This is a genomic window from Burkholderia sp. BE12 (assembly GCF_002959955.1).
GTDB lineage: Bacteria > Pseudomonadota > Gammaproteobacteria > Burkholderiales > Burkholderiaceae > Burkholderia.
This window is the reverse complement of the sequence record NZ_PREY01000009.1, coordinates 1-25,449: the sequence shown is the minus strand read 5'-3', so window position 1 is coordinate 25,449 and position 25,449 is coordinate 1. Positions and strand designations below refer to the sequence as shown.

Genomic DNA, 25,449 nt, shown 5'->3' with positions numbered 1-25,449 from the left:
TCGGCGCACGCATCGGGCGCGCCGCCCGCGTCACGCGCGATAGCCCGGATCGATCCGGTCGACGATGCGCTGCAGCGCATCGAACGCGTCCTGTCCCGCGCCATGCTTCGGATCGAAATTCAGTGAATCGCGCACGCACCCTTCGAGCACGGACGGCGCGATCGGCAGCGCATCGCCGATCGCATGCGTCGCGATCTGCACCTCGCACGCGCGATTGAGCAGCCACATCAGCGAGAACGTCTGCGCGAGCGTTGCGCCGATCGTCACGGGCCCGTGGTTGCGCAGCAGCAGCACGGGCCGCCCGCCCGCGCTCTCGACGATGCGCCGGCCCTCCTCGAGATGCACGGTGATGCCTTCGAAGTCGTGATACGCGATCTTCCCGTACAGCTGCGCCGAATAGAAATTCGAGAACGACAGCCCGTCGCGCGAACAGCACACGGCCATCGTGGGCGTCGTGTGCACGTGCATCACGCAGTGCGCATCGGGCAGCGCCGCATGGATCGCGCTGTGGAACGTGAAGCCGGCCGGATTGATCGGCCAGTCGGCATGGCCGATCACGTTGCCGTCGATGTCGATCTTCACGAGGTTCGACGCGCACACCTCGCGGTAATGGAGCCCGAACGGGTTGATCAGGAAATGTCCGTCCTCGCCCGGCACGCGCAGCGAGATATGGTTGTAGATCAGCTCGGTCCAGCCGAGGTAATCGAAGATGCGGTAGGCGGCCGCGAGCTGCACACGCGCCGGCCATTCGGCTTCGGAGAAGCGCGCGGGACGCGTGAACGGCTGGTTCGGTACACGTTGCATGGGGAACTCCGGTTGGCGCGCGCGCGGCCGCGGCGCATGGCGGTGCGCATCGTCCATCGTCTGACGGCACCGCGCGCGGTGCGTGCATGCACGTGCGGCGGCGCGTCGTTCGGCGCCGTTCCGCCCCGCATTTTTCGACGGAGCCCGCAGCGCCCTTCACGATATGCATATCGTTGCGCACACAACCATAGCATCTTTCCCCGCGCACCGGAATCGCGGGTTTTGCCGGAGCCGCTCCGGCCCTTACAACTGGTCGTCGACCGGCAGCAGCCTGAAGATGCCGGTCATCACGTTGCGCATCAGCCCGGCATGCGGGTCGACGTGATAGGTGGTGGTCTGACCGCCTTCGGTGCCCGTCCATTCGAGTGCGGGCGGGCTGCCGTCGGTTCGCGTCGCGAGCGTGACGCGGTAGCTTTCGTCCGGCTGCGTCACGCGCGCGAAGATCGCCGCGGCCTGCTGCGCGAGCACCGGGCTGTGGATCACGAGCGCGAGTTCGGTGTTCAGGTGCGCGGAACGCGGGTCGAGGTTCAGCGAGCCGATCACGACGATTTGCCGGTCGATCACGTACGCCTTCGCATGCAGGCTCGCGCGCGAACGCGAGCCGAACAGCCGCGCGGACTCCTGGTCCGGCTGCGACTTGAATTCGTACAGCTCGACGCCGCGCTGCAGCAACGGCACGCGATACGGCGCATAGCCGGCCTGCACCGCGACCGCGTCGGTCGCCGCGAGCGAATTCGTCACGATCGCGACGCGCACGCCGCGCGCGGCCGTGTCGCCGAGGATCTTCACGCCGGCGTCGTGCGGCACGAAGTACGGCGAAAACGCGAGGAATTCCTTCTGCGCGCCGCGCGTCAGCTCGGCCAGGCGCTGCATCGGAGGGCTCACGTACGTGCCGGTCGGCTGCGCGACCTTGGTCGGCGCGTCGACCTTGAATTCGGCCGGCGCCCACACGAGTTCGAGTTCGTCGCGCGCGATCTGCCGTGCCAGCGGCGTCGCGTTCAGCGGCTTCGCGTTGTACGGGTCGGCATTCTTGCGCCAGTGGTCGCGCAGCTCGTCGCGCATCGCGTCGAGATCCTTCGGATCGAACTTCTGATGATTGAGGACGCGCAACGGATAGCTGCTCGCGCTCGCCCAGTAGTCGTCGAAGCTCTTCGAGATGTCGTTCGTCACGGGGCCGGCCGCCAGCACGTCGAGATCGCGGAACTGCAGCGTCGGGCTCGCACTGAAATATTCGTCGCCGAGATTGCGGCCACCGACGATCGCGAGCTGGTTGTCGGCGATCATCGCCTTGTTGTGCATCCGGCGCGTGAAGCTGTCGATCCGCGTGAAGAAGTTGGCCGTGCGCTCCATCACGCCGCGCTGCGATGCGCCGAACGGGTTGAACACGCGGATCTCGATGTTCGGGTGCGTATTCAGCGCGGCCATCACGCGGTCGATATCGTCGAAGTTCAGGTCGTCGACCAGCATCCGCACGCGCACGCCGCGATCGGCCGCGTACAGCGCCGCGCCGAGCAGCAGCTTGCCGGTCGTATCCTCGGTCGCGATGTAGTACTGCATGTCGAGCGTCTTCGTCGCCGCACGCGCGAGCGCGATGCGCATCTGCAACGCGGTGGCGCCGTCGGCCAGCAGCCGGAAGCCCGACTGCGCCGGATGCGCGGCTGCCGGCGCGGCCAGCGCATCGCGCAGCGGCGTCGCGGTATCGGCCGGCAACGCGTGGGAGACGGGACGATCGAGCGAAGTGGCGGGCGGATGCGTCGCGCACGCAGCGAGCGGCAGCAGCGCGCAGACGATCAGCGCGCGGGCCTGGCGGCATGCGGCGCGCCACGACAGCGCGGCCGGTGCGCGCCGGATCAAGGACGTGAGCACGGAAGCTTCCTCGACAGTCGGATCAATGGGCACGTCATCGCCGCGGCGCGCGGCTGACAAGCGGTTCCGGTCGATTCTAGTGGGCGCCCGACGAACCGGTCAATTAGGTCGGGCCGCGTAGGCCGGGCCGCATAGGCCGAACCGCGTAGGCCGGATCGCGTAAGCCGGCCGCCCTGCCCGCGCCGCGCAGCCGCCCCCCACGCCGTCCACAGCCGCTCGTGACGCATACCCGACGCCGCGCGGGCTGGTGCGGCCACTGGTCCGACCAATCTCATGCCACGTCGCCGCTGCGCTCGAAATGGCTGCGCACGTAGTCGATATGCGTCTGCATCGCGGTGCGCGCCTCTTCGGGCCGGTGCGCGCAAATCGCCTCGCACACGACCCGGTGCTGCAACAACAGCAACTCGGATGCCTGCTCGTCCTCCGTCGTCATCCCGGCCACGTTGATCGAGATGTGCTCGCGCAGCATCCCGATCACGCTCGTATGCAGATGCAGGAACATCGTGTTGTGCGACGCGAGCGCGATCGCCTCGTGCAGCTTCGCGTCGGTCGCGGCTTCGACGGCCGCGTCGTCGTTCGCGTGCGCGGTGTCGAGCTCGCGCAGCAGCGCGCGGATCCGGCGCCGGTCGTTCGCATCGGCCCGCAGCGCGGCGAAATAGGCGGTCGCGCCTTCCAGCACGCGGCGGAATTCGAGGATGTCGTCGCGCAGCGCCGGATGATCGGCGACCAGCTGGCCCCACGGCGACGCGATGCCGGCGCGCAACTGGTCGGTCACGTAGACGCCCGCGCCGCGCCGGCTCTGCAGCAGCCCGCGCGCGACGAGCCGCTGGGTCGCCTCGCGCACCGTATTGCGCGCGACGCCGTACTGCTGCGCGAGCACGCGCTCGGCCGGCAGCCGCGCACCGGCCGGCCACGTGCCGTCGAGCAGCGCCGTCTCGATCTTGCGCATCACGCCTTCGGTCCGACCCCGTGCCGTCATCGCTGCCATCGTCGTGTCTCCCGTGGAATGCGTGCCGCGCCGATTGGCCCAACCAATTTGAGCTGTGGCGCGGACGCGGGAATTATGCAGCGAAATCGACGCTCCGCACGCCGGACCGTCGCCTCTGGAGCGAGACATGAACTCAAGGCCGTACCCCACCGCCCCCGCGCACGTGTATCTGTTCGCGACCTGCCTGGTCGACCTGTTCGTCCCCGAAGCGGGGCTCGACGCGGTCCGCCTGCTGGAACGCGAAGGCCTGACCGTCCATTATCCGCGCGGCCAGAGCTGCTGCGGGCAACCGGCCTACAGCAGCGGCAATCCCGATGAAGCGCGCCGTGTCGCGGCCGCGCAGCTCGACCTGTTCGCGCAAGCGTGGCCCGTGATCGTGCCGTCCGGCTCGTGCGCGGGCATGATCCGGCACCACTGGCCGGCGCTGTTCGCCGACGATCCCGTTCACGGCCCGAAAGCGCGCGCGATCGCGGAACGGACCTACGAACTCGCCGAATTCCTCGTCCATGTGCTCGACGTGCGGCTCGACGCGGTCATGGCCGGCGCCGGGCCCGACGAACGCGTCGTGCTGCACACGTCGTGCGCGGCGCGGCGCGAGATGGGCACGCGCGTGCACGGCGTCGCGCTCGTCGACGCACTGCCGGGCGTGACGCGCATCGAACACGAACGCGAATCCGAATGCTGCGGCTTCGGCGGCACGTTCTCGCTGAAGCATCCGGACATCTCCGGCGCAATGGTGGGCGACAAGGTCGCGTCGGCTTGCGCGACCGGCTGCGACCGGCTCGTGTCCGCGGACTGCGGCTGCCTGCTGAACATCGGTCACGCCGCCGCCAAGGCCGGCGCGGCGCTGCCGGTCGAGCATCTCGCGAGCTTCCTGTGGCGCCGCACGGCCGGCGCCGCATCGTTGCGCGGAGACGGGCAATGAGCGCGCGCGACGCGATCCTCGCGCGGCTGCGCGCCGCCGCGCCGGGCGTCGCCGCAACCACGGCTCCCGCGCTCGACGCACGCATCGACTCGCATTACGACACTCGTCGCGCATCGGCCGGGCACGCTCCCGAGGCGCGCGTGCAGGCGATGCAGACCGCGCTCGCCGCGTCGCACGCCGAAGTCTGGTGCGCGAGCGCCGACGCATGGCCCGCGCAGCTTGCCGCACGCCTCGCCGACGCCGGCGTGCGCCGCCTGCTGCTCGACCCGGCCCGCGCCGAATCCGCGGCACTCGTCCGCGCGCTGCCCGATACGGTCGGGCCCGTGCCGTTCGACCGGCCGATCGACGCATGGAAGGCCGATCTGTTCGACACGATCGACGCGGGCTTCACCGTCGCACGCTCGGGCATCGCGGCGACCGGCACCGTCGTGCTCGCGCCCGATGCCGGCACGCCGCGCACGGTGTCGCTGGTGCCGCCGCTGCATGTCGCGCTCGTGCACGCGAACACGCTGCATGCCGACCTGCACGCCGCCGTGCACGCGGAGCGCTGGCAAGCCGGCATGCCGACCAACCTCGTGCTGGTATCCGGTCCGTCGAAGACCTCCGACATCCAGCAGACGCTCGCCTATGGCGCGCACGGCCCGCGCCGCCTGTGGGTCGTGATCGTCACCGATTCGGCCGGGCCGCCGGCTACCCCCGCTTCCGAGGACCTGCCGCGATGAGCGACCACACGCTGCAATTCGTCGCCCCCGGCGACTTCAAGACCCGCGCGCGCGCCGCGCTCGACGATCCGGCGCTGCGCCGGAGCTTTCGCGGCGCGATGGACTTCCTGCAGGGCAAGCGCGCGACGCAGTTCCCCGACGACACCGAGCTGCAGCAGTTGCGCGATCTCGGCGAAGCCGTCCGCCAGCATGCGCTCGCGCAATTGCCGGCGCTGCTCGAACGGCTGGAGACGAAGCTCACCGCGGCCGGCGTGCACGTGTACTGGGCCGAGACGGCCGCCGACGCGAACGCGATCGTGCTCGGCATCGCGCAGACGAGGAAGGCGCGCCGCGTGATCAAGGGCAAGTCGATGGCGAGCGAGGAAATCGAGCTGAACCATTACCTCGCGGAGCACGGCATCGACTGCATCGAATCGGACATGGGCGAATTCATCGTGCAGCTCGCGGGCGAGAAGCCGTCGCATATCGTGATGCCGGCGATCCACAAGACCCGCGGCGACATCGCCGAACTGTTCGAGGCACACCTGCCCGGCACGCGCTACACGGAAGACGTCGACGAACTGATCCAGACCGGCCGGCGCGCGCTGCGCCGCGCGTTCGCCGACGCGGACATCGGCCTGTCCGGCGTGAACTTCGCGGCGGCCGACACGGGCACGCTGTGGCTCGTCGAGAACGAAGGCAACGGCCGCCTGTCGACGACGGTGCCCGACACGCACGTCGCGATCATGGGGATCGAGAAGGTCGTCGAGAAGCTCGAGCACATCGTGCCGCTGTCGAGCCTGCTCACGCGCTCGGCCACCGGCCAGGCGATCACGACCTACTTCAACCTGATCTCGGGCCCGCGCCGCGACGGCGAACGCGACGGCCCGCGCGAGTTGCACCTGGTGCTGCTCGACAACGGCCGCACGCAGGCGTACGCGGACGAACAACTGCGCGCGACGCTGCAGTGCATCCGCTGCGGCGCGTGCATGAACCATTGCCCCGTCTATACGCGCATCGGCGGCCACGCGTACGGCACGACCTACCCGGGCCCGATCGGCAAGATCATCTCGCCGCACCTGCTCGGCCTCGACGCGACGGCCGACCTGCCGACCGCGTCGACGCTGTGCGGCGCATGCGGCGAGGTGTGCCCGGTGCGCATCCCGATCCCGCAATTGCTCGTGCGGCTGCGCACCGAGGCGAACCGCAAGCCCGACGAGCCCGTCGCGCATCCGTTGCGCGGCCAGGGCGCGAACTATCACCGCGCGGAAGAACTCGTGTGGCGCTTCTGGTCGGGCGCGTTCGCGCATCCGCGCGCGTACCGCGCGTTCCGCTGGACCGCGACGCGTCTGCGCGCGCTGACGCCCGCGAAGCAGATGGGCTGGACGCAGCACCGCACGCCGCTCGAACCGGCGCCGCGCAGCCTGTCCGACCTGCTGCGCGCACGCGGCCAGCCCGAATAGCGCATCCCGTTTCAAACCCGTACCCCTATAAATCCATGGAGGAGACACCCATGCAGGTTTGGCATCAGATCTACACCCCGCTCGGCAGCCTCGGGCTGTCGGCACTCGTCGCCGCGATTCCGATCATCTTCTTTTTCGTCGCGCTGGCCGCGCTGCGGATGAAGGGCCACGTCGCGGCCGCGATCACGCTGCTGCTGGCGCTCGGCGTCGCGATCCTCGCGTACGGAATGCCCGTGCCGCAGGCGCTCGCGGCGGCCGGTTTCGGCTTCGCGTACGGCATCTGGCCGATCGCGTGGATCATCGTCGCGGCCGTGTTCCTGTACAAGATCGTCGTGAAGACCGGCCAGTTCGACGTCATCCGCGCGTCGGTGCTGTCGATCACCGACGACCAGCGGCTGCAGATGCTGCTGATCGGCTTCTCGTTCGGCGCGTTCCTCGAAGGCGCCGCCGGCTTCGGCGCGCCCGTCGCGATCACGGCCGCGCTGCTCGTCGGCCTAGGCTTCAAGCCGCTGCATGCGGCCGGCCTGTGCCTGATCGCGAACACCGCGCCGGTCGCGTTCGGCGCGATGGGCATCCCGATCATCGTCGCCGGACAGGTGACGGGCATCGACCCGTTCCACATCGGCGCGATGGCCGGCCGCCAGTTGCCGCTGCTGTCGCTCGCGGTGCCGTTCTGGCTGGTATTCATGATGGACGGGCTGCGCGGCGTGCGGCAGACCTGGCCGGCCGCGCTCGTCGCGGGCGGCAGCTTCGCGGTCACGCAGTATTTCACGTCGAACCACATCGGACCCGAGCTGCCGGACATCACGTCGTCGCTCGTCAGCCTCGTGTCGCTCGCCGCGTTCCTGAAGGTCTGGCAGCCGAGCAGCGCGAGGCAGACGGCGGGCGCGATCGTCGCGTCCGGCGGCGGCGCGGCGCTCGCGGGGTTCGGCGCGGGCGGCAACGGGTCGGGCGCGAGCCGCCAGGCGTCGCCGTACACGCTCGCGCAAACCGTGCGCGCGTGGTCGCCGTTCCTGATCCTGACGGCCGTCGTCACCGTGTGGAGCATCGCGCCGTTCAAGGCGCTGTTCGCCGCGCACGGCGCGCTCGCGTCGACCGTGCTGAAGTTCCACGTGGCCGGGCTCGACCAGCTCGTCGTGAAGACCGCGCCGATCGCCGCGACGCCGAAGGCGCTCGACGCGGTGCTGAAGATCGATCTCGTGTCGGCGGTCGGCAGCGCGATCCTCGTGACCGCGCTGATCTCGATGGCGCTGTTGCGGATGAAGCCGCGCGACGCGTTCGTCACGTTCGGCGAGACGCTGAAGGAACTGACGCGCCCGATCCTGTCGATCGGCCTCGTGCTCGCGTTCGCGTTCGTCGCGAACTACTCGGGGATGTCGTCGACGCTCGCGCTGATGCTGGCCGCGACCGGCGGCGCGTTCCCGTTCTTCTCGCCGTTTCTCGGCTGGCTCGGCGTGTTCCTGACCGGCTCGGACACGTCGTCGAACGCGCTCTTCTGCTCGCTGCAGCAGGCGACCGCCCATCAACTGGGCGTGCCCGAAACGCTCGCGGTCGCCGCGAACACGACCGGCGGCGTGACCGCGAAGATGATCTCGCCGCAATCGATCGCGGTCGCGTGCGCGGCGACGGGCCTCGTCGGCAAGGAATCCGAGCTGTTCCGCTTCACGGTGCGGCACAGCCTGCTGTTCGCGGTGATCGTCGGGCTCATCACGCTCGTACAGGCGTACGTGCTGCCGGGGATGGTGCCGTAAGCGGCAACGTGCACGCCCGAAAAACAAAAAACCCACGCCCGAACGAGCGTGGGTTTTTCATTTCGCGTGCCGATCGCCGGCGTCGACGACCGGCGATCGGTTACGCAATCAGCTGCTGAATCAGCTGCCTTTCGCGATGCGATCCTGGATATGCTGCGCACGGCTCGCCGACGACGGGTGCGAGCTCATCATCGAGCTCTGGCCGCCGTCCATCTGCGCGAGCTTCTGGAAGCCGGTGACGAGGCCCTTCTGGCTCATGCCCTTCTGCTTCATCAGGTCGAACGAGTAGTCGTCGGCCGCGCTTTCCTGCGACTGCGAGAACTGCGCGTTGATGAACTTCTCGGTGATGTCGCCGAGCTGCGAGCTCGACAGCGCCGCCACACCCGGCGATGCCGCGCCGGCCGCGCTGCGCGCCGCGCTCACGGCGTAGGCCGTCTGCATCGCCTTCTTCGAGTGACCGAGCGCGACATGGCCCATTTCATGGCCGATCACGCCGCGCAGCTCGTCGTCGTTCATCATGTCCATCAGGCCGCTGTACACGCGCACGCAACCGTTGCCCATCGCCCACGCGTTGACGTCCTTGGTCACGTAGACCTTGTAGTTGATCTTCTGGCCGTTCAGCGTCATGTCGCCGAAGCCCTTCATCACCTTCGTCAGGCGCTTCGCGTAGGCGCTGTTGGCCGGCGCGATCTTCGACTCGGCGTCGCTCGACTTGCACGATTCGTTCGACAGCGCGGCGATGTCGCTGTCCGACAGCGTCGCTGCCTTGTACAGATTGGTCCCCGCCGACGTCAGGCTGTTCGCGTCAAGGCCCTGTACCCCGCCGCACGCGCTCAACAGAAACGCCACGCCACACGCCGCCACCGCTTTCTTGAGTTGCATCCCGGAATCCCTCGATAGTTGTATTTGGGAGCGGCGATTTTGCATAATCCGGCAGAAAATTACCAGATGTTTACATCCGATGACACGTTGATTACTCAGCGGATTGAAATGACCCGGCGATCTGGCACCGTATTGACGACAAAAATCATGGCAATCGCCGCACGCCGGTACGGCGATCGGGGAAGGAGAATGGACGGGCCTGCGCTCAGGCCGTCTGGTCGCGGCGCCGCGTCAGGCGGCGTGCGACCAGCATCGGCAGCCGCATCGCGAAGCCGGTGAAAAGCCGCAAGTGCATCCACGCGAGCAGCGCGTTGTCGCGACCGTAGTGAAAGTGCGACACGCCGCCTTCATGGCGGCCGAAATAGCGCACCGGTGCGTCGATGCGGATCGGGCGCACGCCGGCCCAGCACAGCCGCACGGCCGCTTCGGGATCGAAGTCGAAGCCGCGCATCCACGGCTGGCGCCGCATGATCGCCGCCAGCGGCGCGACCGGATAGACCCGAAAGCCGTACAGCGAATCGCCGATCCCGGCCCACAGCGTCTCGAGGTCGGCCCACGCGTTCGACAGCCGGCGCCCCTGCACGCGCAACTGCGGCGCGCTCCCGTCGAACTTCGGCACGCCGAGCACCATCGCGTCGGGTGCAGCCTGCGATGCCGCCATGAAAGCGGGAATCAGGTCGGCCGGATGCTGGCCGTCGGAATCCATCGTCAGCACGTGCGTGAAGCCGCTCGCGGCGGCCGCGTCGAGCCCCGCGAGCACCGCGGCGCCCTTGCCGCGATTCTCCGGCAGCACGATCACGCGCAAGCCGGGATCGCGCTCGGCCATCGCCTGCAGCCGTTCGGCGCTGCCGTCGGTGCTGCCGTCGACGACGACCCACACCGGATTCCACTGCTCGCGGGCATTGTGCACGGTCGTGTCGACCTTGGCGCCCGGGTTGTAGCTCGGAATCAGGACGAGATGGGTGGACGAGGCGTGCAGCTCGGACATGGGAACAACCGATGGCGAAGACGGGGATCCTGACAAAAGTGTATGACGTGCCGACGACCGCCGGCACGCGTCGTCGACACCGGCCGCATGCGGGGCCGGTTGCCGGATCGTGAGGCCGTCGCGCTTCATGACAGCCACTCCACGGCATGACCGGCGCTGGCCTCGATCTCGACCAGCAGGTCGTCGCGACACACGTCCGCGTGAACGAACAGCGGCCGCACGTGGGGACCGGCCGCCTCGCGCAACACTTGCCCGATCGCGGCCAGCGTCGCGGTATCGCCGGCGTCGCGCACGTAGACGCGATAGCTGAGGTCGGCGAGCGAGAACGGGCCGTGCCCCTGCCGCGCGGCCTGCTCGAGCACCGCCGCGAGGTTCGCGACCGTCTCGCGCGTCTGCGCGACGACGTCGCCGCAATGCACGGTGCGGTGGCCGACGATGCTCGCGGTGCCCGATACGAACAGCACCGGCGCCGCCTCGCCGTCGGCCCATGCGGCGGCGCGCGCGAACGTCGGCGCACGCGGGCCGTACTGCGCCGGATAGTGATACGCGCTGACCTGGCGCGGATTCTCGATGGAATCGGCCGGCGTTCGGCTCGCGAGGAAGTAAATCGCGAGCGGTGCGGCCGGCGACGCGTCACCCGTGAGCGGCACGACCGAGCCGAGCGCGCATGCGGCCGGCACGCCGCCCGTCGATGCACGGCGGCACGCGTCGAACGCCTGCTGACGGCCGATATTGAACTGACGATAGCGCTCGATCCCGCCCTGCACCGCATTGATCGCCGGCACGGTATTCCAGATCCGCAGCGGATGCGGCATGCCGAGCGTATCGAGCAGGTCGAACAGCGCGCGGTACGCGTCGAACGTCGCGCGTTCGAGCGGCGTGCCGCCGTCGCGCGGTGCGTCGTATGCGGCGTCCGTCTCGTGCACGACGAGGCTGCCGAACACGAGCCCCGCCGCTTCGCTGTAGCGATAGCGCAGCGCACCTCGCTGCTCGCTGCACAGGTCGTGCGCATCGCATTGCCACAGTTCGCAGACGGCATCGCCCGCTGCGACCTCGGCGCCGAGCAGCATCATCTGCACCGGCGCGACCGGCAGGCCGGGCGCGGCATCGGTCAGCATCCGCACCATCGTCTCCGCGCGCGACTCGTCCGGCGTTCCCGCTGCGCCGATGCACACCGCGCCCAGTACGCCGGGAAACACGCGATCGAGTCCGTCGCCACGGCTATCCGCATCGTGCAGCAGCGCGACGAGCCGCGCATGGCTCATCCGGACGAGCCGCAGCGCGCGGCCGCCGGCGTGCGCGAACGGCGCGGCGGCAGACAACGGGGGACACGGGCGCCGTTCGGCGTGGACTGGATGCACGGACACTTCGATTTCCTCACTAGATGGCGTTGGCCGCCGCCCGACATCGCGGCCCTGCACCGCGTTGCGTTACGTCAGGCCAGCGCGACGCGCTTCGTCATGCGAGCCCGCCGTTGACGGACAACACCTGCCCCGTCACATAGGCCGCGGCGTCGGACACCAGATACGCGACCATCGCCGCGACTTCGTCGGGCCGGCCCGCACGCTGCGCGGGCACGAGCTGCTTGATGCGTTCGGCCGGAAACGCGTGCTCGGCCATCGGCGACGCAATGATGCCGGGCGCCACCGCGTTCACGGTGATGCCGCGCGACGCGAGCTCCAGCGACAGCGACTTCGTCGCGCCGATCAGCCCCGCCTTCGCGGCTGCGTAATTGGCCTGCCCGCGATTGCCGGTCACGCCGGCCACCGACGCGATGTTGACGATCCGCCCGCGCCGCGTGCGGATCATCGGCAACAGCAGCGGCTGCGTGACGTTGAAAAAACCGTTGAGCGTCACGTCGATCACGCTGCGCCATTGCTCGCGCGACATGCCGGCCATCGGCGCGTCGTCGTGAATGCCCGCGTTGTTGACGAGGATCTGCACCGGCGCGTCGTCGATGAACGGCTGCAGCGCGGCGAGCGTCGCATCGGCGTCGGTCACGTCGAACGCGATCGCGTGCGCGGCGCCGCCGGCCGCGACGATCTGCTGCGCGACGGCCTGCGCCTGCGCGAGATGGCGGTTCGCATGCACCCACACTTCATGGCCGGCCTGCGCGAGCGCCGTGCAGATCGCCTGCCCGAGCGCGCCGCTGCCGCCCGTCACGAGCGCCCGCATCGAATGGCTCCGTTCATCGCGTTGTTCACCTCGCTAGACGCGGCCGCGCATCGTCCTTCGAGCGCCGCCGCATGCCGTCTTCACCGTTGCGCTACGCCCGTGCGCTACGCCGTCACTTCGTGCGATGCGCGGCGACGTAAGCAGCCAGCGCACCGAGCGTCGCAAAGATCGTCTGGTTGTCAGGATTGTCCGAGCGCAGTTCGAAGCCGTACTTCTTCGAAATCAGCAGCGCGATTTCCAGGATGTCGATGGAATCGAGCCCGAAACCTTCGCCATACAGCGGCGTAACGGCCGTCACTGTGTCGAGCGGGACGTCTTCGAGATTCAATTCGCCGATGATCAGCGTGGCGAGCTCTTGTTCCAGTGCGTTCATCATGCGTGCGAGCAGGCGGCCATGGCAGCGGGAGGCGCCCGGAAACGGCAAACCGTCGGGCACGCCCGGCGCGTGCCAATCTCCGTCCCTCCGGCGTCTGCCGGCTTCCCCGCCTGCGTCGTTTGGGGATCGTTTGTAAAAGTTACGCGGATTCTAGACGAAGGGTATCGGGCCGTATACCGCGAATGGTTACAAGACTGGCGAGCCGCCGCGACGGCCCGTTTCGAACCCGAATGCACGAGACGCTTGAGCCGCTTCGGATGGAAATGGACCGACCCCGCGAAACCGGTCGCCCGGTGCCATACAATCGGTTACAAAACCCGGTCGCGGCCGCCCCGAACCCGCGCTGCCGCGGCCCTAAAATGAGCGTGCCCGACCACCGGCCCGGACCCGCGTCCCGGCCACCATTCATATGATGTTTGACGGCCCGCCCCCGCGCCCGTCCACGATCCGCCCGATGTCTCCCGTGATGCCGTGTCCGCCCTTGCGCTCCGTTCCGATTCGCCCGCCCGTCGGCCGCTGCAGCCCGGCCGCCGGCCGGAGTGCGCGCCGCGCGCCCGGAGGCCGCCGATGAGCCGGCTGCTGCCCGTCGTGCGCGGCGCCGCAGCGGTCGGCGCCGTGGCCGCGTACCAGGCCGGCGCGCATTACGCGAGCGCGACACCCGGCGCGCACGGCTTCGGCCTCGCGATGGCGCTCGTGCCGCCGCTGCTGCTCGCACTGGGCGTCGCGCTGCGCTCGCCGCGGCGCGCGTGGCTCGTGCCGGCATGGCTGCTGGCCGCCGCCGCGCTGTGGGCCGCGCGCGCGCCGCTCGCTCGGCACTTCGAATGGGGGCTGTATCTTGAACACGCGAGCTTCAACGTCGCGATGGCGCTGCTGTTCGGCCGCACGCTCGCGGCCGGCAAGGTACCGCTGTGCACGCGCTTCGCGGCGATGATCCACGGCACGGTCACGCCGGCCGTCGCGCGCTACACGCGGCGGATCACGCTCGCATGGACGCTGTTCTTCATCGCGATCGCCGCCGTGTCGACGCTGCTGTTCGCGACCGCGCCGATCGTCACGTGGTCGACCTTCGCGAACTACCTGTCGCTGCCGCTCGTCGCCGTGATGTTCGCCGCCGAGCATGCGTGCCGGCGTGTCGCGCTGCCGCACGAGCCGCGGCCGCGAATGATCGACGCGGTGCGCGCGTATCGCGCGTCCACCCACGCATCGCAGGCCTCGCGATGAATTCATGACCGGCGCGGCCCCACGGCCGCGCCGGCCTTCGTACCCGTCTTGACCGATTTATGCCGACTCACCCGCTGGTATTCCATGCCTCGCCCGACCAGACGATCGCCTGGCGCGACGGCTCGCCCGTCACCGTGCGCGCGTTCATCGCCGACGTCGCGCGCGTGGCCGCGGCGCTGCCCACCGGCGGCCACGTGTTCAACGTGTGCCGCGACCGCTATCGCTTCGCGGTCAGCCTGTGCGCGGCGCTCGTCGCCGGCAAGATCAGCCTGCTGCCGTCGACGCACACGCCGGAAATGGTCCGCCAGCTCGCGTCGTTCGCGCCCGACGCGTTCTGCCTGCACGATGCGCCCGATTGCACGATCGACCTGCCGCGCTTCGCGTATCCCGATGCCGCGCCCGGCGAACTCGCGAGCGATGCGCCGTTCGCCGTCCCGCGGATCGACGCGGCGCGGATCATGGCCTACGTGTTCACGTCCGGCTCGACCGGCGCGCCGGTGCCGCACCGCAAGACCTGGGGCTTCCTGGTCGGCTGCGTGCATGCGGCGGCCGATCGCCTCGGGCTGCTCGATGGCCGCGCGGCCACGCTGATCGGCACGGTGCCCGCGCAGCACATGTACGGCTTCGAATCGACGGTGCTGCTCGCGCTGATCGGCGGCCTCGCGTTCAGCAATCGCCAGCCGTTCTACCCGGGCGACATTCGCGACGAACTCGACGCGATCCCGCAGCCGCGCGTGCTCGTCACGTCGCCGATCCACCTGCGTGCGCTGCTGTCGGCCGGCCATGCGCTGCCGCGTGCGGCGCTGGTGCTGTCGGCCACCGCGCCGCTGTCGGAAAAGCTCGCGTGCGAAGCCGAGGCCGCGCTCGGCGCGCCGCTCGTCGAGATCTACGGCAGCACCGAGACCGGCCAGATCGCGACCCGTCGCACGTCACGAGGCGCGGCGTGGGAACTGTTCCCGGGCATCCGGCTCGACGCACGCGACGAACCGGACGGCGACGACGGCGGGCCGACCGTGTGGGTATCGGGCGGGCACGTCGAGGCGCCCGTGCCGATGGGCGATGCGCTCGAACTGCTCGACGACGGCCGGTTCCTGCTGCACGGCCGCAAGGCCGATCTCGTCAACATCGCCGGCAAGCGCACGTCGCTCGCGTACCTGAACCATCAGCTCAACGCGATTCCCCAAGTGGTCGACGGCGTGTTCTTCATGCCCGACGAAGCCGGGCCGGCACAGGGCGACACCGCCCTGGAGCCGGTCACGCGCCTCGTCGCGCTGGTCGTCGCGCCGACGCTCGCGGCGGCCGATCTGCAACGCGCGCTGCGTGAGCGGATCGATCCCGCGTTCATGCCGCGCCCGCTCGTGTTCGTCGATGCACTGCCGCGCAATGAAACGGGCAAGCTGCCGCGCGACGTGCTGGCCGCGCTCGTTGCGCAACATGCGCGCGCGACGGCCGCGCCGCCGGCCGAGCACGACCCGGCCGGCCCGCCCGTGCTCGCGTTCACGATCGCCGCCGACCATCCCGCGCTGCCCGGCCATTTCCCCGGCCATCCGGTCGTGCCGGGCGTCGTGCTGCTCGATCATGCGATCCACACGATCGGCGCGGCGCTGAACCGCCCGCTGCATGCGTGGCGGCTCGGGTCCGCGAAATTCCTGAGCCCGGTCGCGCCCGGCGAGCCGCTCGCGCTCGCGTACGACGCCGCGGCCAGCGGCGCGATCCGCTTCACGGTGCGCGCCGGGTCGCGCGAGGTCGCGACCGGCGTGCTGTCCGCGCCGCCGGCCGCGCAGGACGGCGCGCAGCCATGAAGCGCACCGCATGGGCCGAGCGCCAGGAGCGCAGCAACGCGGGCCTGCTGCGCGCGATGACGTGGATCTCGCTGCGCTTCGGCCGGCAACGCGCGCGCATCGTGCTGCACCTGATCGCGACGTATTTCGTGCTGTTCTCGCCGGTCGCGTGCGCGGCGTCGCGCGACTACCTGCGGCGCGTGCTCGGCCGCCCCGCACGCTGGCGCGACGTGTATCGGCACGTGTTCACGTTCGCGGCGACGATCCACGATCGCGTCTACCTGATGAACGAGCGCTTCGACCTGTTCGACATCCGGCTGCACGGCGAGACGCTCGTCGACGACGCGCTCGCGGGCGGGCGCGGCGCGTTCCTGATGGGCGCGCATCTCGGCAGCTTCGAGGTCGTGCGCGCGATCGGCCGCACGCATCCGGATCTGCGCGTGGTCGTCACGATGTACGAGAAGAACGCGCACAAGATCAACGCGACGCTCGCCGCGGTGAACCCGGCCGCGCAGCCGGAAGTGATTCCGCTCGGGCAGGTCGACTCGATGCTGAAGGTGCGCGAGCGCCTCGATGCGAACTGCATGGTCGGCATGCTCGCCGACCGCACGCTGCTCGATGACGCGGCCGCGTCGCTACGACGCTTGCCGCTGCTCGGCGCGCCGGCCGCGTTCCCGCTCGGCCCGCTTTACATGGCCGCGATGCTGAAGCGCCCGGTGATCTTCATGACGGGCCTCTATCGCGACGGCAACCGCTACGATGTGCACTTCGAGACGCTCGCCGATTTCTCCGACGTGCGGCGCGACGCGCGTGCGGCGGCGGTCGATGCAGCGCTCGCGCGCTACGTCGCGCTGCTCGACAAGTACTGCCGCATGGCGCCGTACAACTGGTTCAACTATTTCGATTTCTGGCAAGGCGGCGATGCCGAGGCCGCGCGCCGCGACGCGGTGCACGCCGCCGCCGACCTGCCCGCCACGAGGGATTCCGACGCATGATCGCCGTTCGCCGCCGCCCGTTCCCGTTCTCGCTGCCCCGCCTCGCCCGCGTGCTCGCCGCCGGCGCCGCCGCAGTCGCGCTGGCCGTGCCCGCGCACGCGGCCGACGCTGGTTCGGCGTGGAGCCTCGACCGGCTGATGTCGACGCTCGCGCAGCACAAATCGGGCCGTGCGACCTTCACCGAGACGAAGTACCTGTCGATCGCCACGCAGCCGGTCGAATCGTCGGGCGAGCTGGTGTTCGTCGCGCCCGACCATCTGGAAAAGCACACGCTGAGCCCGAAGCCCGAACACCTCGTCGTCGACGGCGACATGCTCACCGTCGAGCGCAACGACCGCAAGTACACGCTCGCGCTCGCGCGCTATCCGGAGCTCGGCGCGTTCATTGACAGTATCCGCGCGACGCTCGCCGGCAACCGCTTCGCGCTCGAACGGGTGTACAAGGTCGCCCTGTCCGGACGCGGCGACGACTGGACGCTGACGCTCACGCCGCTCGACTCGCGGATGCTGAAAGTCGTCAGCACGATCACGCTCGACGGCACGCGCGACGTGTTGCGCAGTGTCGCGATCCGGCAGGCCGACGGCGATCGTTCGGTGATGCGCCTGCAACCCGTGGCGGCGAGCGCGAACTGATGGACGATCGCACGCGCCCCTCCCCCGTCGCGCACCGCCAGCCCGCGTGGCGGCAGCGCGCGGTGCTCGTGTGGCTGCTCGCGCTCGTCGCGTGCGGCGTCGCGATCGGGCGTGCGCACTTCACGGCCGACCTGTCCGCGTTCCTGCCGAATGCGCCGAGCGCCGGGCAACGCGTGCTCGTCGATCAGTTGCGCGACGGCATCGTGTCGCGCCTGATCCTCGTCGCGATCGACGGCGGCGATGCGAGCACGCGCGCCGCGCTGTCGCGGCGCGTCGCCGGCACGCTGCGCGCCGATCCGCGGTTCGCGGCCGTGCACAACGGCGAAGCCGCGAACGACGCGCGCGACCGGCAATTCATCTTCGATCACCGCTATCTACTGAGCCCGGCCGTCACGCCGCAACGCTTCAGCGCCGACGGCCTGCACCGGGCGCTCGGCGACAGCCTCGATCTGCTGAGTTCGTCGGCCGGCCTCGTCGCGAAGGCGATGCTGCCGCGCGACCCGACCGGCGAAGTCGCCGCGCTCGTCGACGGCCTCGACAGCGCGGCCGAACCGGCGAGCCGCGACGGCGTGTGGGCGTCGCGCGACGGCACGCGCGCGGTGCTGGTCGTACAGACGGCCGCCGCCGGCTCCGATACCGATGCGCAGGCACGCGCGATCGACACGGTGCGGCGCGCGTTCGCCGCCGCGAAACGGGCCATCCCGAATGCAGCGGCAACCACGCTCGCAATGACAGGCCCCGGCGTGTTCTCGGTCGACACGCGCGACACGATCCGGCACGACGTCGAACGATTGTCGACGGCAAGCGTCGTGCTGATCGTCGCGCTGCTGCTCACGCTGTACCGTTCGCCGCGCACGCTCGCGCTCGGCCTGCTGCCGGTGCTGACGGGCGTCGCGGCGGGAATCGCGGCGGTCAGCGTCGCGTTCGGCACGGTCCACGGGCTGACGCTCGGGTTCGGTACGACGCTGATCGGCGAAGCCGTCGACTATTCGATCTACCTGTTCGTGCAATCGGCGCAGGACGGCACGCGCGGCGCCGCGCGCCCGGCCGACGCGACGCGCGCGTGGGTCGCCGCGTACTGGCCGACGATCCGGCTCGGCGTGCTGACGTCGGTGTGCGGCTTCGCGTCGATGCTGTTCTCCGGATTCCCGGGCCTCGTGCAACTCGGGTGCTATTCGATCGTCGGGCTGACGGCCGCCGCGCTCGTCACGCGCTTCGTGCTGCCGCACCTGCGCGGCGAGCATGTCGCGATCCGCGACGTATCGCGCGTCGGCGCCGTGCTGGCGCGCGCGGCCGACGCCGCGCCGCGGCTGCGCTGGCCGCTCTTGGTGCTCGTGGTCGCCGCATGCGCGACCCTCGCGCTGCATCGCGACAGCCTGTGGAGCCGCGAGCTCGCCGCGCTCAGCCCCGTGCCGGCGCCCGCGCAGGCGCTCGACGCACGGCTGCGCGCGGATGTCGGCGCGCCCGACGTGCGCTACCTCGTCGTGATTGCCGCGCCGACCGAGCAGGCCGCACTCGAAGGCGCGGAAAAAATCGCCGCGCAATTGCAGCCCCTCGTCGATCGCGGCGTGCTCGGCGGTTTCGAAAACCCCGCGCGCTATCTGCCGAGCGACGCCGCGCAGCGCGCGCGCCAGGCGAGCCTGCCGGATGCGAACGCGCTTGCCGCACGGATGCGCGATGCCGTCGCGCACCAGCCGATCGCGGTGAAGCCCGACCTGTTCGCGCCGTTCCTCGCCGACGTCGACACCGCGCGTCGCGCGCCGCTGCTGACGCGCGCGGACCTGCGCGGCACGTCGATGGCGCTCGCCGTCGATGCGCTGCTGACCGAACGCGACGGCCGCTGGAGCGCGATGCTGCCGCTGCGTGCGCCGGACGCCGCACGCACCGCGCAGCCGGCGCCGAGCCTCGATGCCGCGCCGATTCGCGCCGCCGTCGCGCGCGCGGGCGTGCCCGATGCGCTGTTCGTCGACATGAAGACCGAAGCCGATCGGCTGTACGTGAGCTACGTGCACGAGGACATCCGGCTGTCGCTCGCAGGATTCGCCGCGATCGCCGTGCTGCTGCTGATCGCGCTGCGCTCGCCGCGCCGCGCCGTGCGCGCCCTCGCCCCGCTCGTCGCGGCCGTGCTGGTCGTGACGGCCGGCTTCGCGCTCGCCGGCGTGCAGCTGACGATCCTGCACCTCGTCGGGATGCTGCTGATCGTCGCGGTCGGCTCGAACTACGCGCTGTTCTTCTGCCGGCGCGACGACGCGCAGCCCGTCACGCCGTACACGCTGGTGTCGCTGCTGATCGCGAACCTCGCGACGGTCGCCGGCTTCGGGCTGCTCGCGCTGTCGCGCGTGCCGCTGCTCGAAACCTTCGGGCTGACCGTCGGCCCCGGCGCGATGCTCGCGCTCGCGTTCGCGGCGATTCTCGCGCCGCGCGCCGCGACGGCGGCCGGCAATCGTGAACGAGGAGGCCGCGCATGAGTGCGCCGTCGTCGATTCCACCGCGTGACGCCGGCGACGCGCGGCGCTGGAAACCCACGCCGCTGATCGCGGGCACCGCCGCGCTGCACGCGGGCGCGGCCGCCGCCGTGATCGCGCAACCGGCCGCGTGGCCGTGGGCCGTCGGCAGCGTGGTCGCGTCGCACCTCACGCTGACCGCGGCCGGCCTGTGGCCGCGCAGCACGCTGCTCGGCCCGAACTGGACGCGCCTGCCGCCCGGCGCGGGCCGCCGCATCGCGCTGACGATCGACGATGGCCCGGACCCGGACGTCACGCCGCGCGTGCTCGACCTGCTCGACCGTCACGACGCGCGCGCGACGTTCTTCTGCATCGGCGATCTCGCGCGCCGTCATCCGCAGTGGATCGAGGCGATCGTCGCGCGCGGCCATGCGGTGGAGAACCACAGCCAGCGGCACCGCCATACGTTCTCGCTGTCGGGGCCGGCCGCGCTGCGACGCGAAATCGCGGCCGCACAGCAGACGCTGACCGATCTCGCCGGCACGCGTCCGCTGTTCTTCCGCGCGCCGGCCGGCCTGCGCAATCCGTTTCTCGAACCGGTGCTGTGCGAACTCGGCCTGCAACTCGCGAGCTGGACGCGGCGCGGCTTCGACACGCGTGCGCACGACGCCGCGACCGTCACGCGCCGCCTGCTGCACGGCCTCGATGCGCGCGACATCCTGCTGGTCCACGACGGTCATGCGGCGCGCGATGCGCGCGGCGAACCGGTCGTGCTCGACGTGCTGCACGCGGTGCTGCGCGCGGCCGCCGACGCGCAGTTGCACTGGACCACCCTGCGCGCGGCGCTCGCGCCCGAACCGTCCGGCCAGCCGGGCGTTCCGGCACCCCCCGTTTGATAAAATCTGACCTCGAACGGCGCGCCCGCCAGCCCTGCTGCGGCGCCCGTTCCGGCCCCCGGATGCGACCCTCGTGAAACCTCTCCTGCTCTCGCACTTCACCGCCACCAGCTGCATCGGCCGCGGCCTCGACGCGACCCTCGATGCGCTGCGCCACGCCCGCAGCGGGCTCGTGCCGTGCGACTTCGAGCGTGCGGACCTCGACACGTGGATCGGCGCGGTGGACGCCGTCGATACGCAACCCGTGCGTGCCGATCTCGCCGACTTCGAATGCCGCAACAACCGCCTCGCGCAACTCGGCCTGACGCAGGACGGCTTCGACGCCCGCGTCGCGGCGGCCGTCGCGCGCTACGGCGCCGCACGCGTCGGCGTGTTCGTCGGCACGAGCACGGCCGGCATCCTCGAAACCGAACGCGCATACCAGCGCCGCGACCCGGCGAGCGGCGCGCTGCCGGCCGACTTCCGCTATGCGCACACGCACAATCCGTATTCGCCGGCCGCGTTCGTGCGCGCGTATTTCGCACTGCGCGGGCCGGCGATGGCGATCTCGTCCGCGTGCTCGTCGGGCGCGAAGGTGTTCGGCTCCGCGCGACGCATGATCGAGGCCGGACTGATCGACGCGGCCGTCGTCGGCGGCGTCGATTCGCTGTGCCTGACCACGCTGTACGGCTTCAATTCGCTCGAACTGCTGTCGCGCCGGCCGTGCCGGCCGTTCGACGTCGCGCGCGACGGCATCTCGATCGGCGAGGCCGCCGCATTCGCGCTCGTCGAACGCGTCCCCGCGCCGCCCGCCACGCTCGACGACGACGCGATCCTGCTGCTCGGCATCGGCGAATCGAGCGACGCGCACCACATGTCGTCGCCGCATCCGGAAGGGCTCGGCGCGCGCGCCGCGATCGAGCAGGCGCTCGCGTCCGCCGGCCTCGGCGCGCACGATATCGACTACGTGAACCTGCACGGCACGGCGACGCCGAGCAACGATGCAGCGGAAAGCCGCGCGGTCGGCGCGCTGTTCGCCCGCACACCATGCAGCTCGACGAAGGGCGCGACCGGCCACACGCTCGGCGCGGCCGGCGCGCTGGAGGCGATCGTCGCCGCGCTCGCGCTGCGCGAGCAGTTCGTGCCGGCCGGCGTCAACACGACGCAGCCCGACCCGGCGCTCGCGGCCGATTACGTGCTCGCGAGCCGCGACACGCGCGTACGCGCCGTCCTTTCCAACTCGTTCGGCTTCGGCGGCACGAATTGCAGCCTGATCCTCGGCCGCGCCGATCACGCCCGCCGTTGAGGCTCGCCATGACACTGACCGCCTTCATCGAAAGCATCGGCCTCGTCGGGCCGGGATTGAACGACTGGCCGCACGCGGCCGACGTGCTCGCGGGCCGCGCGTCCTATGCGCCCGCCCGCACCGAGCTGCCGCCGCCGGCCGGCCTGCCGTCCGCCGAACGGCGTCGCACGGGCCCCGTCGTGCGCGCCGCGCTCGCGGTCGGCCACGAAGCGGTGGCCGCGAGCGGCTTCGACGCCGCGACGCTCGCGACCGTGTTCAGCGCATCCGGCGGCGACGGCCAGAACTGCCACGCGATCTGCGAAACGCTGGCCGGCGATGATCGACAGCTGTCGCCGACCCGCTTCCACAACTCGGTGCACAACGCCCCGGCCGGCTACTGGAGCATCGCGACCCGCGCGACGGCGACGTCGAACGTGCTGTGTGCGCATGACGGCAGCTTTGCCGCCGGCCTGCTCGAAAGCCTGTGCCAGGTCGTCGTCGATCGCGTGCCGAGCCTGCTGATCGCGTACGACACCGACTATCCGGAACCGCTGCGCACGGTGCGCCCGATCGGCGACGCGTTCGGCGTCGCGCTCGTGCTCGCACCTCAAGCCGGCGAGCGCACGCTCGCCCGCATCGACGTGCAGCTCACCGACGCAGCCGCGACAACGCTCGCCGATGCCGGACTCGACGCACTGCGCGCCGGCAATCCGGCCGCCCGCGTGCTGCCGCTGCTCGAGGCGCTCGCCGCGCGGCGGTCCACGCGCGTCGTGCTCGATTACCTGGCCGATACGCGCGTGCAGGTCGACGTCGCGATGCCCGAACCCGTCGCGGAGCGCGCGCAATGACCGCAACGGCCGCATTGACGCCGCCGCTCGACCATGCGTGGATTGCCGCGCACATTCCGCACGCCGGCACGATGTGCGTGCTCGATTCGGTCGATGCGTGGGATACCGAACGAATCCGCTGCACCGCGACGAGCCACCGCGATCCGCACAACCCGCTGCGTGCGCACGGCCGGCTCGCATCGGTCTGCGGCATCGAATACGCCGCGCAGGCGATGGCCGTGCACGGCGCGCTGCTCGGCGCGCACGAAGCGCGCCCGCGCGCCGGCTATCTCGCGAGCGTGCGCAACGTCGACGCGTTCGTCGATCGGCTCGACACCTTCGAGCAGCCGCTCACCGTCGACGCGCACCGTGTGAGCGGCGACGGCCGCTCGGTCCTGTACGGCTTCGCGCTGCGCTGCGGCGAGCGCGTGCTGCTGTCCGGCCGCGCGGCGGTGATGCTCGACGCATCGGCCGCCGGCGCGTTTCAACCGGCGCCTGCCGGCAACACGAATCCTCGATGACGAGGCTTACCTCAAGGAAACCGGTCGTGAAAGTTCGTCAGTTCATTGGCGCCGCGCTCGTTCTGGCGCTGCTCAGCCCGCTCGCACACGCGGACATGTCTGAAGTGAAGCAGGACATCAAGCGCGACTCGAAGGAAGCCGCGCACAAGACCGGCGACGCGGCGCGCAGCTTCGGCCACGCGACCGCGAGCGCCGCGAAGGCGGTCGGGCACGGCGTCGCCCATGCGTCGCGCGAAGGCTGGGAAGCCACCAAGCGCACGACGAAGCGGATCTTCCACAAGAACGACTCGGACGAGTCGGCTGGAAAAAGCGAAAAGAACGACTGATCACGCGTCCCGCGCGCATTGCCGAAGGCATGCGCGCGGGACGTGACCACGCATCGATCGATCGCCGATTGCGACGCGCCGGCGCCGCCGTCAGCGTGCGCCGCGCATGCGGCGCGGCGACCTCGCCGGCCTGCGCGCGAAGCACTTGCCGTACGCGACCAGCCAGCAATCGCGATGATCGAAGTTCCGCAGCAGCCGCGCGCGGCGCCGCTCGAGCCAGTAGAGCGAGATCGTCATCGCCAGCGCGACGGCCAGCGCCGCGCCGCCGATCACGAGTCCCATCCAGGTGTCGCCCATGCGTTCTCCGGAATGCGAGGCCGAAGCGGCGCGCCTGCCGCCGCTCCGGCACGGGATAGTGGGGAACGCGGCCTGCACGGGTCCGAACGCCGTGCGGGCCGCCGCGCGTCAGTGCATGTGCTGACCGCCGTTGATCGCGATGTTGGAACCCGTCACGAAGCCGGCCTCCTCCGAGCACAGGTAGGCCACCAGCGCCGCGACTTCCTCGGGCTTGCCGAGCCGGCCCGCCGGAATCTGCGGGAGGATCTTCGTGTCGAGGATGTCCTGCGGGATCGCGGTGACCATCTTCGTCGCGAGATAGCCCGGCGACACCGTGTTCACCGTCACGCCCTTGCGCGCGACCTCGAGCGCGAGCGACTTCGTGAAGCCGTGCATGCCGGCTTTCGCCGCCGCGTAGTTGGTCTGGCCGACCGATCCCTTCGAGCCGTTCACCGACGAAATGTTGACGATGCGGCCCCAGCCGCGCTCGACCATGCCGTCGCAAACCGGCTTCGTCATGTTGAACACGGAGTCGAGGTTCGTGCGGATCACCGCGTCCCAGTTGACCTTGTCGAGCTTGCGCAGCGTCATGTCGCGCGTGATGCCCGCGTTGTTCACGAGAATGTCGACCGGGCCGACGTCCCGCACGATCTTCTCGATGCATTGCTGGCACGAGTCGTGATCGGCCACGTCCACGGGGTACGCATCGAACGCGCGGCCGGCCGCATGCATCTCGGTCAGCCAGCGGTCCGCGTTGGCGTTGTTGGGCGAATACGTGACGACTACCCGGTGACCCGCATCGTTCAACCGGATGCTGACCGCTTCACCAAGGCCACCCATGCCACCCGTCACAACTGCAATTCTCTTAGTCATCCTATTCACTACCGACAAAAAAGTAATCGATGAAAGGCCGGGCGACGGCATCGCAATGCGGCCGCCCCGCCGCTTCGATGTGCGTGCGACCCCCGCATCGCGGGCGCGGCGCGCACCGTCACCTCGCGCGTATTGTTGACCGCCTGTCTTGCGCGAAAATCGCCTGGCTCACCCGCGGCGCCGATCCGCGCCGCAAGCGAACCGTGCCGTCAGCCCCGGCTCAGTCGCGCTCGACCGCGAGCGCGACACCCATCCCGCCGCCGATGCACAGCGACGCCAGCCCGCGCTTCGCATCGCGCTTGACCATCTCGTGCAGCAGCGTCACCAGGATCCGGCAGCCCGATGCGCCGATCGGGTGGCCGATCGCGATCGCCCCGCCGTTCACGTTCACCTTCGACGTGTCCCAGCCCATCTGCTTGTGCACCGCCAGCGCCTGCGCCGCGAACGCTTCGTTGATTTCCATCAGGTCCAGGT

At 70.3% G+C, this 25,449-nt stretch carries 24 protein-coding genes and 1 pseudogene; 14 read left to right on the top strand and 11 right to left on the bottom strand.

Going from position 1 to position 25,449, the window contains the following annotated elements:
* Positions 1-30: 30 nt before the first annotated feature.
* The 3 genes from C4B30_RS11810 to C4B30_RS11800 all read right to left on the bottom strand — a co-directional run bounded on the left by C4B30_RS11810 (position 31) and on the right by C4B30_RS11800 (position 3,658).
* Positions 31-804 carry a class II aldolase/adducin family protein gene (locus C4B30_RS11810; RefSeq protein WP_027785418.1) on the bottom strand — a complete coding sequence of 258 codons (774 nt, stop codon included), beginning with the start codon at positions 802-804 and terminating at the stop codon, positions 31-33.
* Positions 805-1,047: 243 nt separating this feature from the next.
* The gene (locus C4B30_RS11805; protein ID WP_027785419.1) at positions 1,048-2,670 is read right to left on the bottom strand and encodes a phospholipase D family protein; all 1,623 of its coding nucleotides are present in this window, start codon (positions 2,668-2,670) and stop codon (positions 1,048-1,050) included.
* 271 nt (positions 2,671-2,941) lie between these two features.
* The gene (locus C4B30_RS11800) at positions 2,942-3,658 is read right to left on the bottom strand and encodes a FadR/GntR family transcriptional regulator (protein WP_027785420.1); all 717 of its coding nucleotides are present in this window, start codon (positions 3,656-3,658) and stop codon (positions 2,942-2,944) included.
* Positions 3,659-3,785: 127 nt separating this feature from the next.
* Between C4B30_RS11800 and C4B30_RS11795 the strand changes: the two genes are divergently transcribed.
* The 4 genes from C4B30_RS11795 to C4B30_RS11780 are packed head-to-tail and all read left to right on the top strand — an operon-like array spanning position 3,786 to position 8,498.
* The gene (locus C4B30_RS11795) at positions 3,786-4,583 is read left to right on the top strand and encodes a (Fe-S)-binding protein (protein ID WP_027785421.1); all 798 of its coding nucleotides are present in this window, start codon (positions 3,786-3,788) and stop codon (positions 4,581-4,583) included.
* On the top strand, positions 4,580-5,305 hold the full coding sequence (locus C4B30_RS11790; RefSeq protein WP_027785422.1) for a LutC/YkgG family protein: 726 nt from the start codon (positions 4,580-4,582) through the stop codon (positions 5,303-5,305). Before C4B30_RS11795 ends, C4B30_RS11790 begins: the two co-directional genes overlap by 4 nt.
* A complete protein-coding gene (locus tag C4B30_RS11785) occupies positions 5,302-6,747 on the top strand; it encodes a LutB/LldF family L-lactate oxidation iron-sulfur protein (protein WP_027785423.1) in 1,446 nt (481 codons plus the stop codon). The genes C4B30_RS11790 and C4B30_RS11785 overlap by 4 nt, the downstream gene beginning before the upstream one ends.
* A gap of 50 nt (positions 6,748-6,797) precedes the next feature.
* On the top strand, positions 6,798-8,498 hold the full coding sequence (locus C4B30_RS11780) for a lactate permease LctP family transporter (RefSeq protein WP_027785424.1): 1,701 nt from the start codon (positions 6,798-6,800) through the stop codon (positions 8,496-8,498).
* A 120-nt stretch (positions 8,499-8,618) separates the two neighbouring features.
* On the opposite strand, the gene C4B30_RS11775 is transcribed toward C4B30_RS11780, so the two are convergent.
* The 5 genes from C4B30_RS11775 to C4B30_RS11755 form a co-directional block, all read right to left on the bottom strand.
* Positions 8,619-9,380, bottom strand: a complete 762-nt coding sequence (locus C4B30_RS11775; RefSeq protein WP_027785425.1) for a M48 family metalloprotease — start codon at positions 9,378-9,380, stop codon at positions 8,619-8,621.
* A gap of 205 nt (positions 9,381-9,585) precedes the next feature.
* Positions 9,586-10,368 carry a glycosyltransferase family 2 protein gene (locus tag C4B30_RS11770; RefSeq protein WP_027785426.1) on the bottom strand — a complete coding sequence of 261 codons (783 nt, stop codon included), beginning with the start codon at positions 10,366-10,368 and terminating at the stop codon, positions 9,586-9,588.
* Between the two features lie 125 nt (positions 10,369-10,493).
* Complete coding sequence (locus C4B30_RS11765; RefSeq protein ID WP_027785427.1) at positions 10,494-11,789, bottom strand: chorismate transformation enzyme, FkbO/Hyg5 family; 1,296 nt, start codon at positions 11,787-11,789, stop codon at positions 10,494-10,496.
* A 37-nt stretch (positions 11,790-11,826) separates the two neighbouring features.
* A complete protein-coding gene (fabG, locus tag C4B30_RS11760; RefSeq protein WP_027785428.1) occupies positions 11,827-12,543 on the bottom strand; it encodes a 3-oxoacyl-ACP reductase FabG in 717 nt (238 codons plus the stop codon).
* A gap of 112 nt (positions 12,544-12,655) precedes the next feature.
* Positions 12,656-12,916, bottom strand: coding sequence for a phosphopantetheine-binding protein (locus tag C4B30_RS11755; RefSeq protein WP_027785429.1), 261 nt, complete (start codon positions 12,914-12,916; stop codon positions 12,656-12,658).
* Between the two features lie 570 nt (positions 12,917-13,486).
* On the opposite strand from C4B30_RS11755, the gene C4B30_RS11745 reads away from it, so the two are divergent.
* From C4B30_RS11745 to C4B30_RS11700, 10 genes are all read left to right on the top strand, one after another.
* Positions 13,487-14,140 carry a membrane protein gene (locus C4B30_RS11745; RefSeq protein ID WP_027785430.1) on the top strand — a complete coding sequence of 218 codons (654 nt, stop codon included), beginning with the start codon at positions 13,487-13,489 and terminating at the stop codon, positions 14,138-14,140.
* 59 nt (positions 14,141-14,199) lie between these two features.
* Positions 14,200-15,942 carry an acyl-CoA synthetase family protein gene (locus tag C4B30_RS11740; RefSeq protein ID WP_027785431.1) on the top strand — a complete coding sequence of 581 codons (1,743 nt, stop codon included), beginning with the start codon at positions 14,200-14,202 and terminating at the stop codon, positions 15,940-15,942.
* On the top strand, positions 15,939-16,916 hold the full coding sequence (locus C4B30_RS11735; protein WP_027785432.1) for an LpxL/LpxP family acyltransferase: 978 nt from the start codon (positions 15,939-15,941) through the stop codon (positions 16,914-16,916). The genes C4B30_RS11740 and C4B30_RS11735 overlap by 4 nt, the downstream gene beginning before the upstream one ends.
* Entirely contained in the window at positions 16,913-17,548 is a 636-nt protein-coding gene (locus C4B30_RS11730; RefSeq protein WP_027785433.1) for an outer membrane lipoprotein carrier protein LolA, read from the top strand. Before C4B30_RS11735 ends, C4B30_RS11730 begins: the two co-directional genes overlap by 4 nt.
* Positions 17,548-20,016 (top strand): MMPL family transporter, encoded by a 2,469-nt coding sequence (locus C4B30_RS11725; protein ID WP_027785434.1) that lies wholly within the window; start codon positions 17,548-17,550, stop codon positions 20,014-20,016. Before C4B30_RS11730 ends, C4B30_RS11725 begins: the two co-directional genes overlap by 1 nt.
* Positions 20,013-20,888 (top strand): polysaccharide deacetylase family protein, encoded by an 876-nt coding sequence (locus C4B30_RS11720; protein WP_051421407.1) that lies wholly within the window; start codon positions 20,013-20,015, stop codon positions 20,886-20,888. Before C4B30_RS11725 ends, C4B30_RS11720 begins: the two co-directional genes overlap by 4 nt.
* 73 nt (positions 20,889-20,961) lie before the next feature.
* A complete protein-coding gene (locus C4B30_RS11715; protein WP_027785435.1) occupies positions 20,962-22,173 on the top strand; it encodes a beta-ketoacyl-[acyl-carrier-protein] synthase family protein in 1,212 nt (403 codons plus the stop codon).
* Positions 22,174-22,181: 8 nt separating this feature from the next.
* The gene (locus C4B30_RS11710; RefSeq protein ID WP_027785436.1) at positions 22,182-23,000 is read left to right on the top strand and encodes a beta-ketoacyl synthase chain length factor; all 819 of its coding nucleotides are present in this window, start codon (positions 22,182-22,184) and stop codon (positions 22,998-23,000) included.
* Positions 22,997-23,500 carry a hotdog family protein gene (locus C4B30_RS11705; protein ID WP_027785437.1) on the top strand — a complete coding sequence of 168 codons (504 nt, stop codon included), beginning with the start codon at positions 22,997-22,999 and terminating at the stop codon, positions 23,498-23,500. Before C4B30_RS11710 ends, C4B30_RS11705 begins: the two co-directional genes overlap by 4 nt.
* Positions 23,497-23,826 (top strand): hypothetical protein, encoded by a 330-nt coding sequence (locus C4B30_RS11700; RefSeq protein ID WP_027785438.1) that lies wholly within the window; start codon positions 23,497-23,499, stop codon positions 23,824-23,826. Before C4B30_RS11705 ends, C4B30_RS11700 begins: the two co-directional genes overlap by 4 nt.
* 90 nt (positions 23,827-23,916) lie before the next feature.
* On the opposite strand, the gene C4B30_RS11695 is transcribed toward C4B30_RS11700, so the two are convergent.
* From C4B30_RS11695 to C4B30_RS11685, 3 genes and pseudogenes are all read right to left on the bottom strand, one after another.
* Positions 23,917-24,123, bottom strand: coding sequence for a hypothetical protein (locus tag C4B30_RS11695; protein WP_027785439.1), 207 nt, complete (start codon positions 24,121-24,123; stop codon positions 23,917-23,919).
* Positions 24,124-24,231: 108 nt separating this feature from the next.
* Positions 24,232-24,975: an acetoacetyl-CoA reductase gene (phbB, locus tag C4B30_RS11690; RefSeq protein WP_027785440.1), complete on the bottom strand. Its 744-nt coding sequence runs from the start codon at positions 24,973-24,975 to the stop codon at positions 24,232-24,234.
* Between the two features lie 220 nt (positions 24,976-25,195).
* Positions 25,196-25,449, bottom strand: a pseudogene (locus C4B30_RS11685) (acetyl-CoA C-acetyltransferase); the annotation flags it as partial.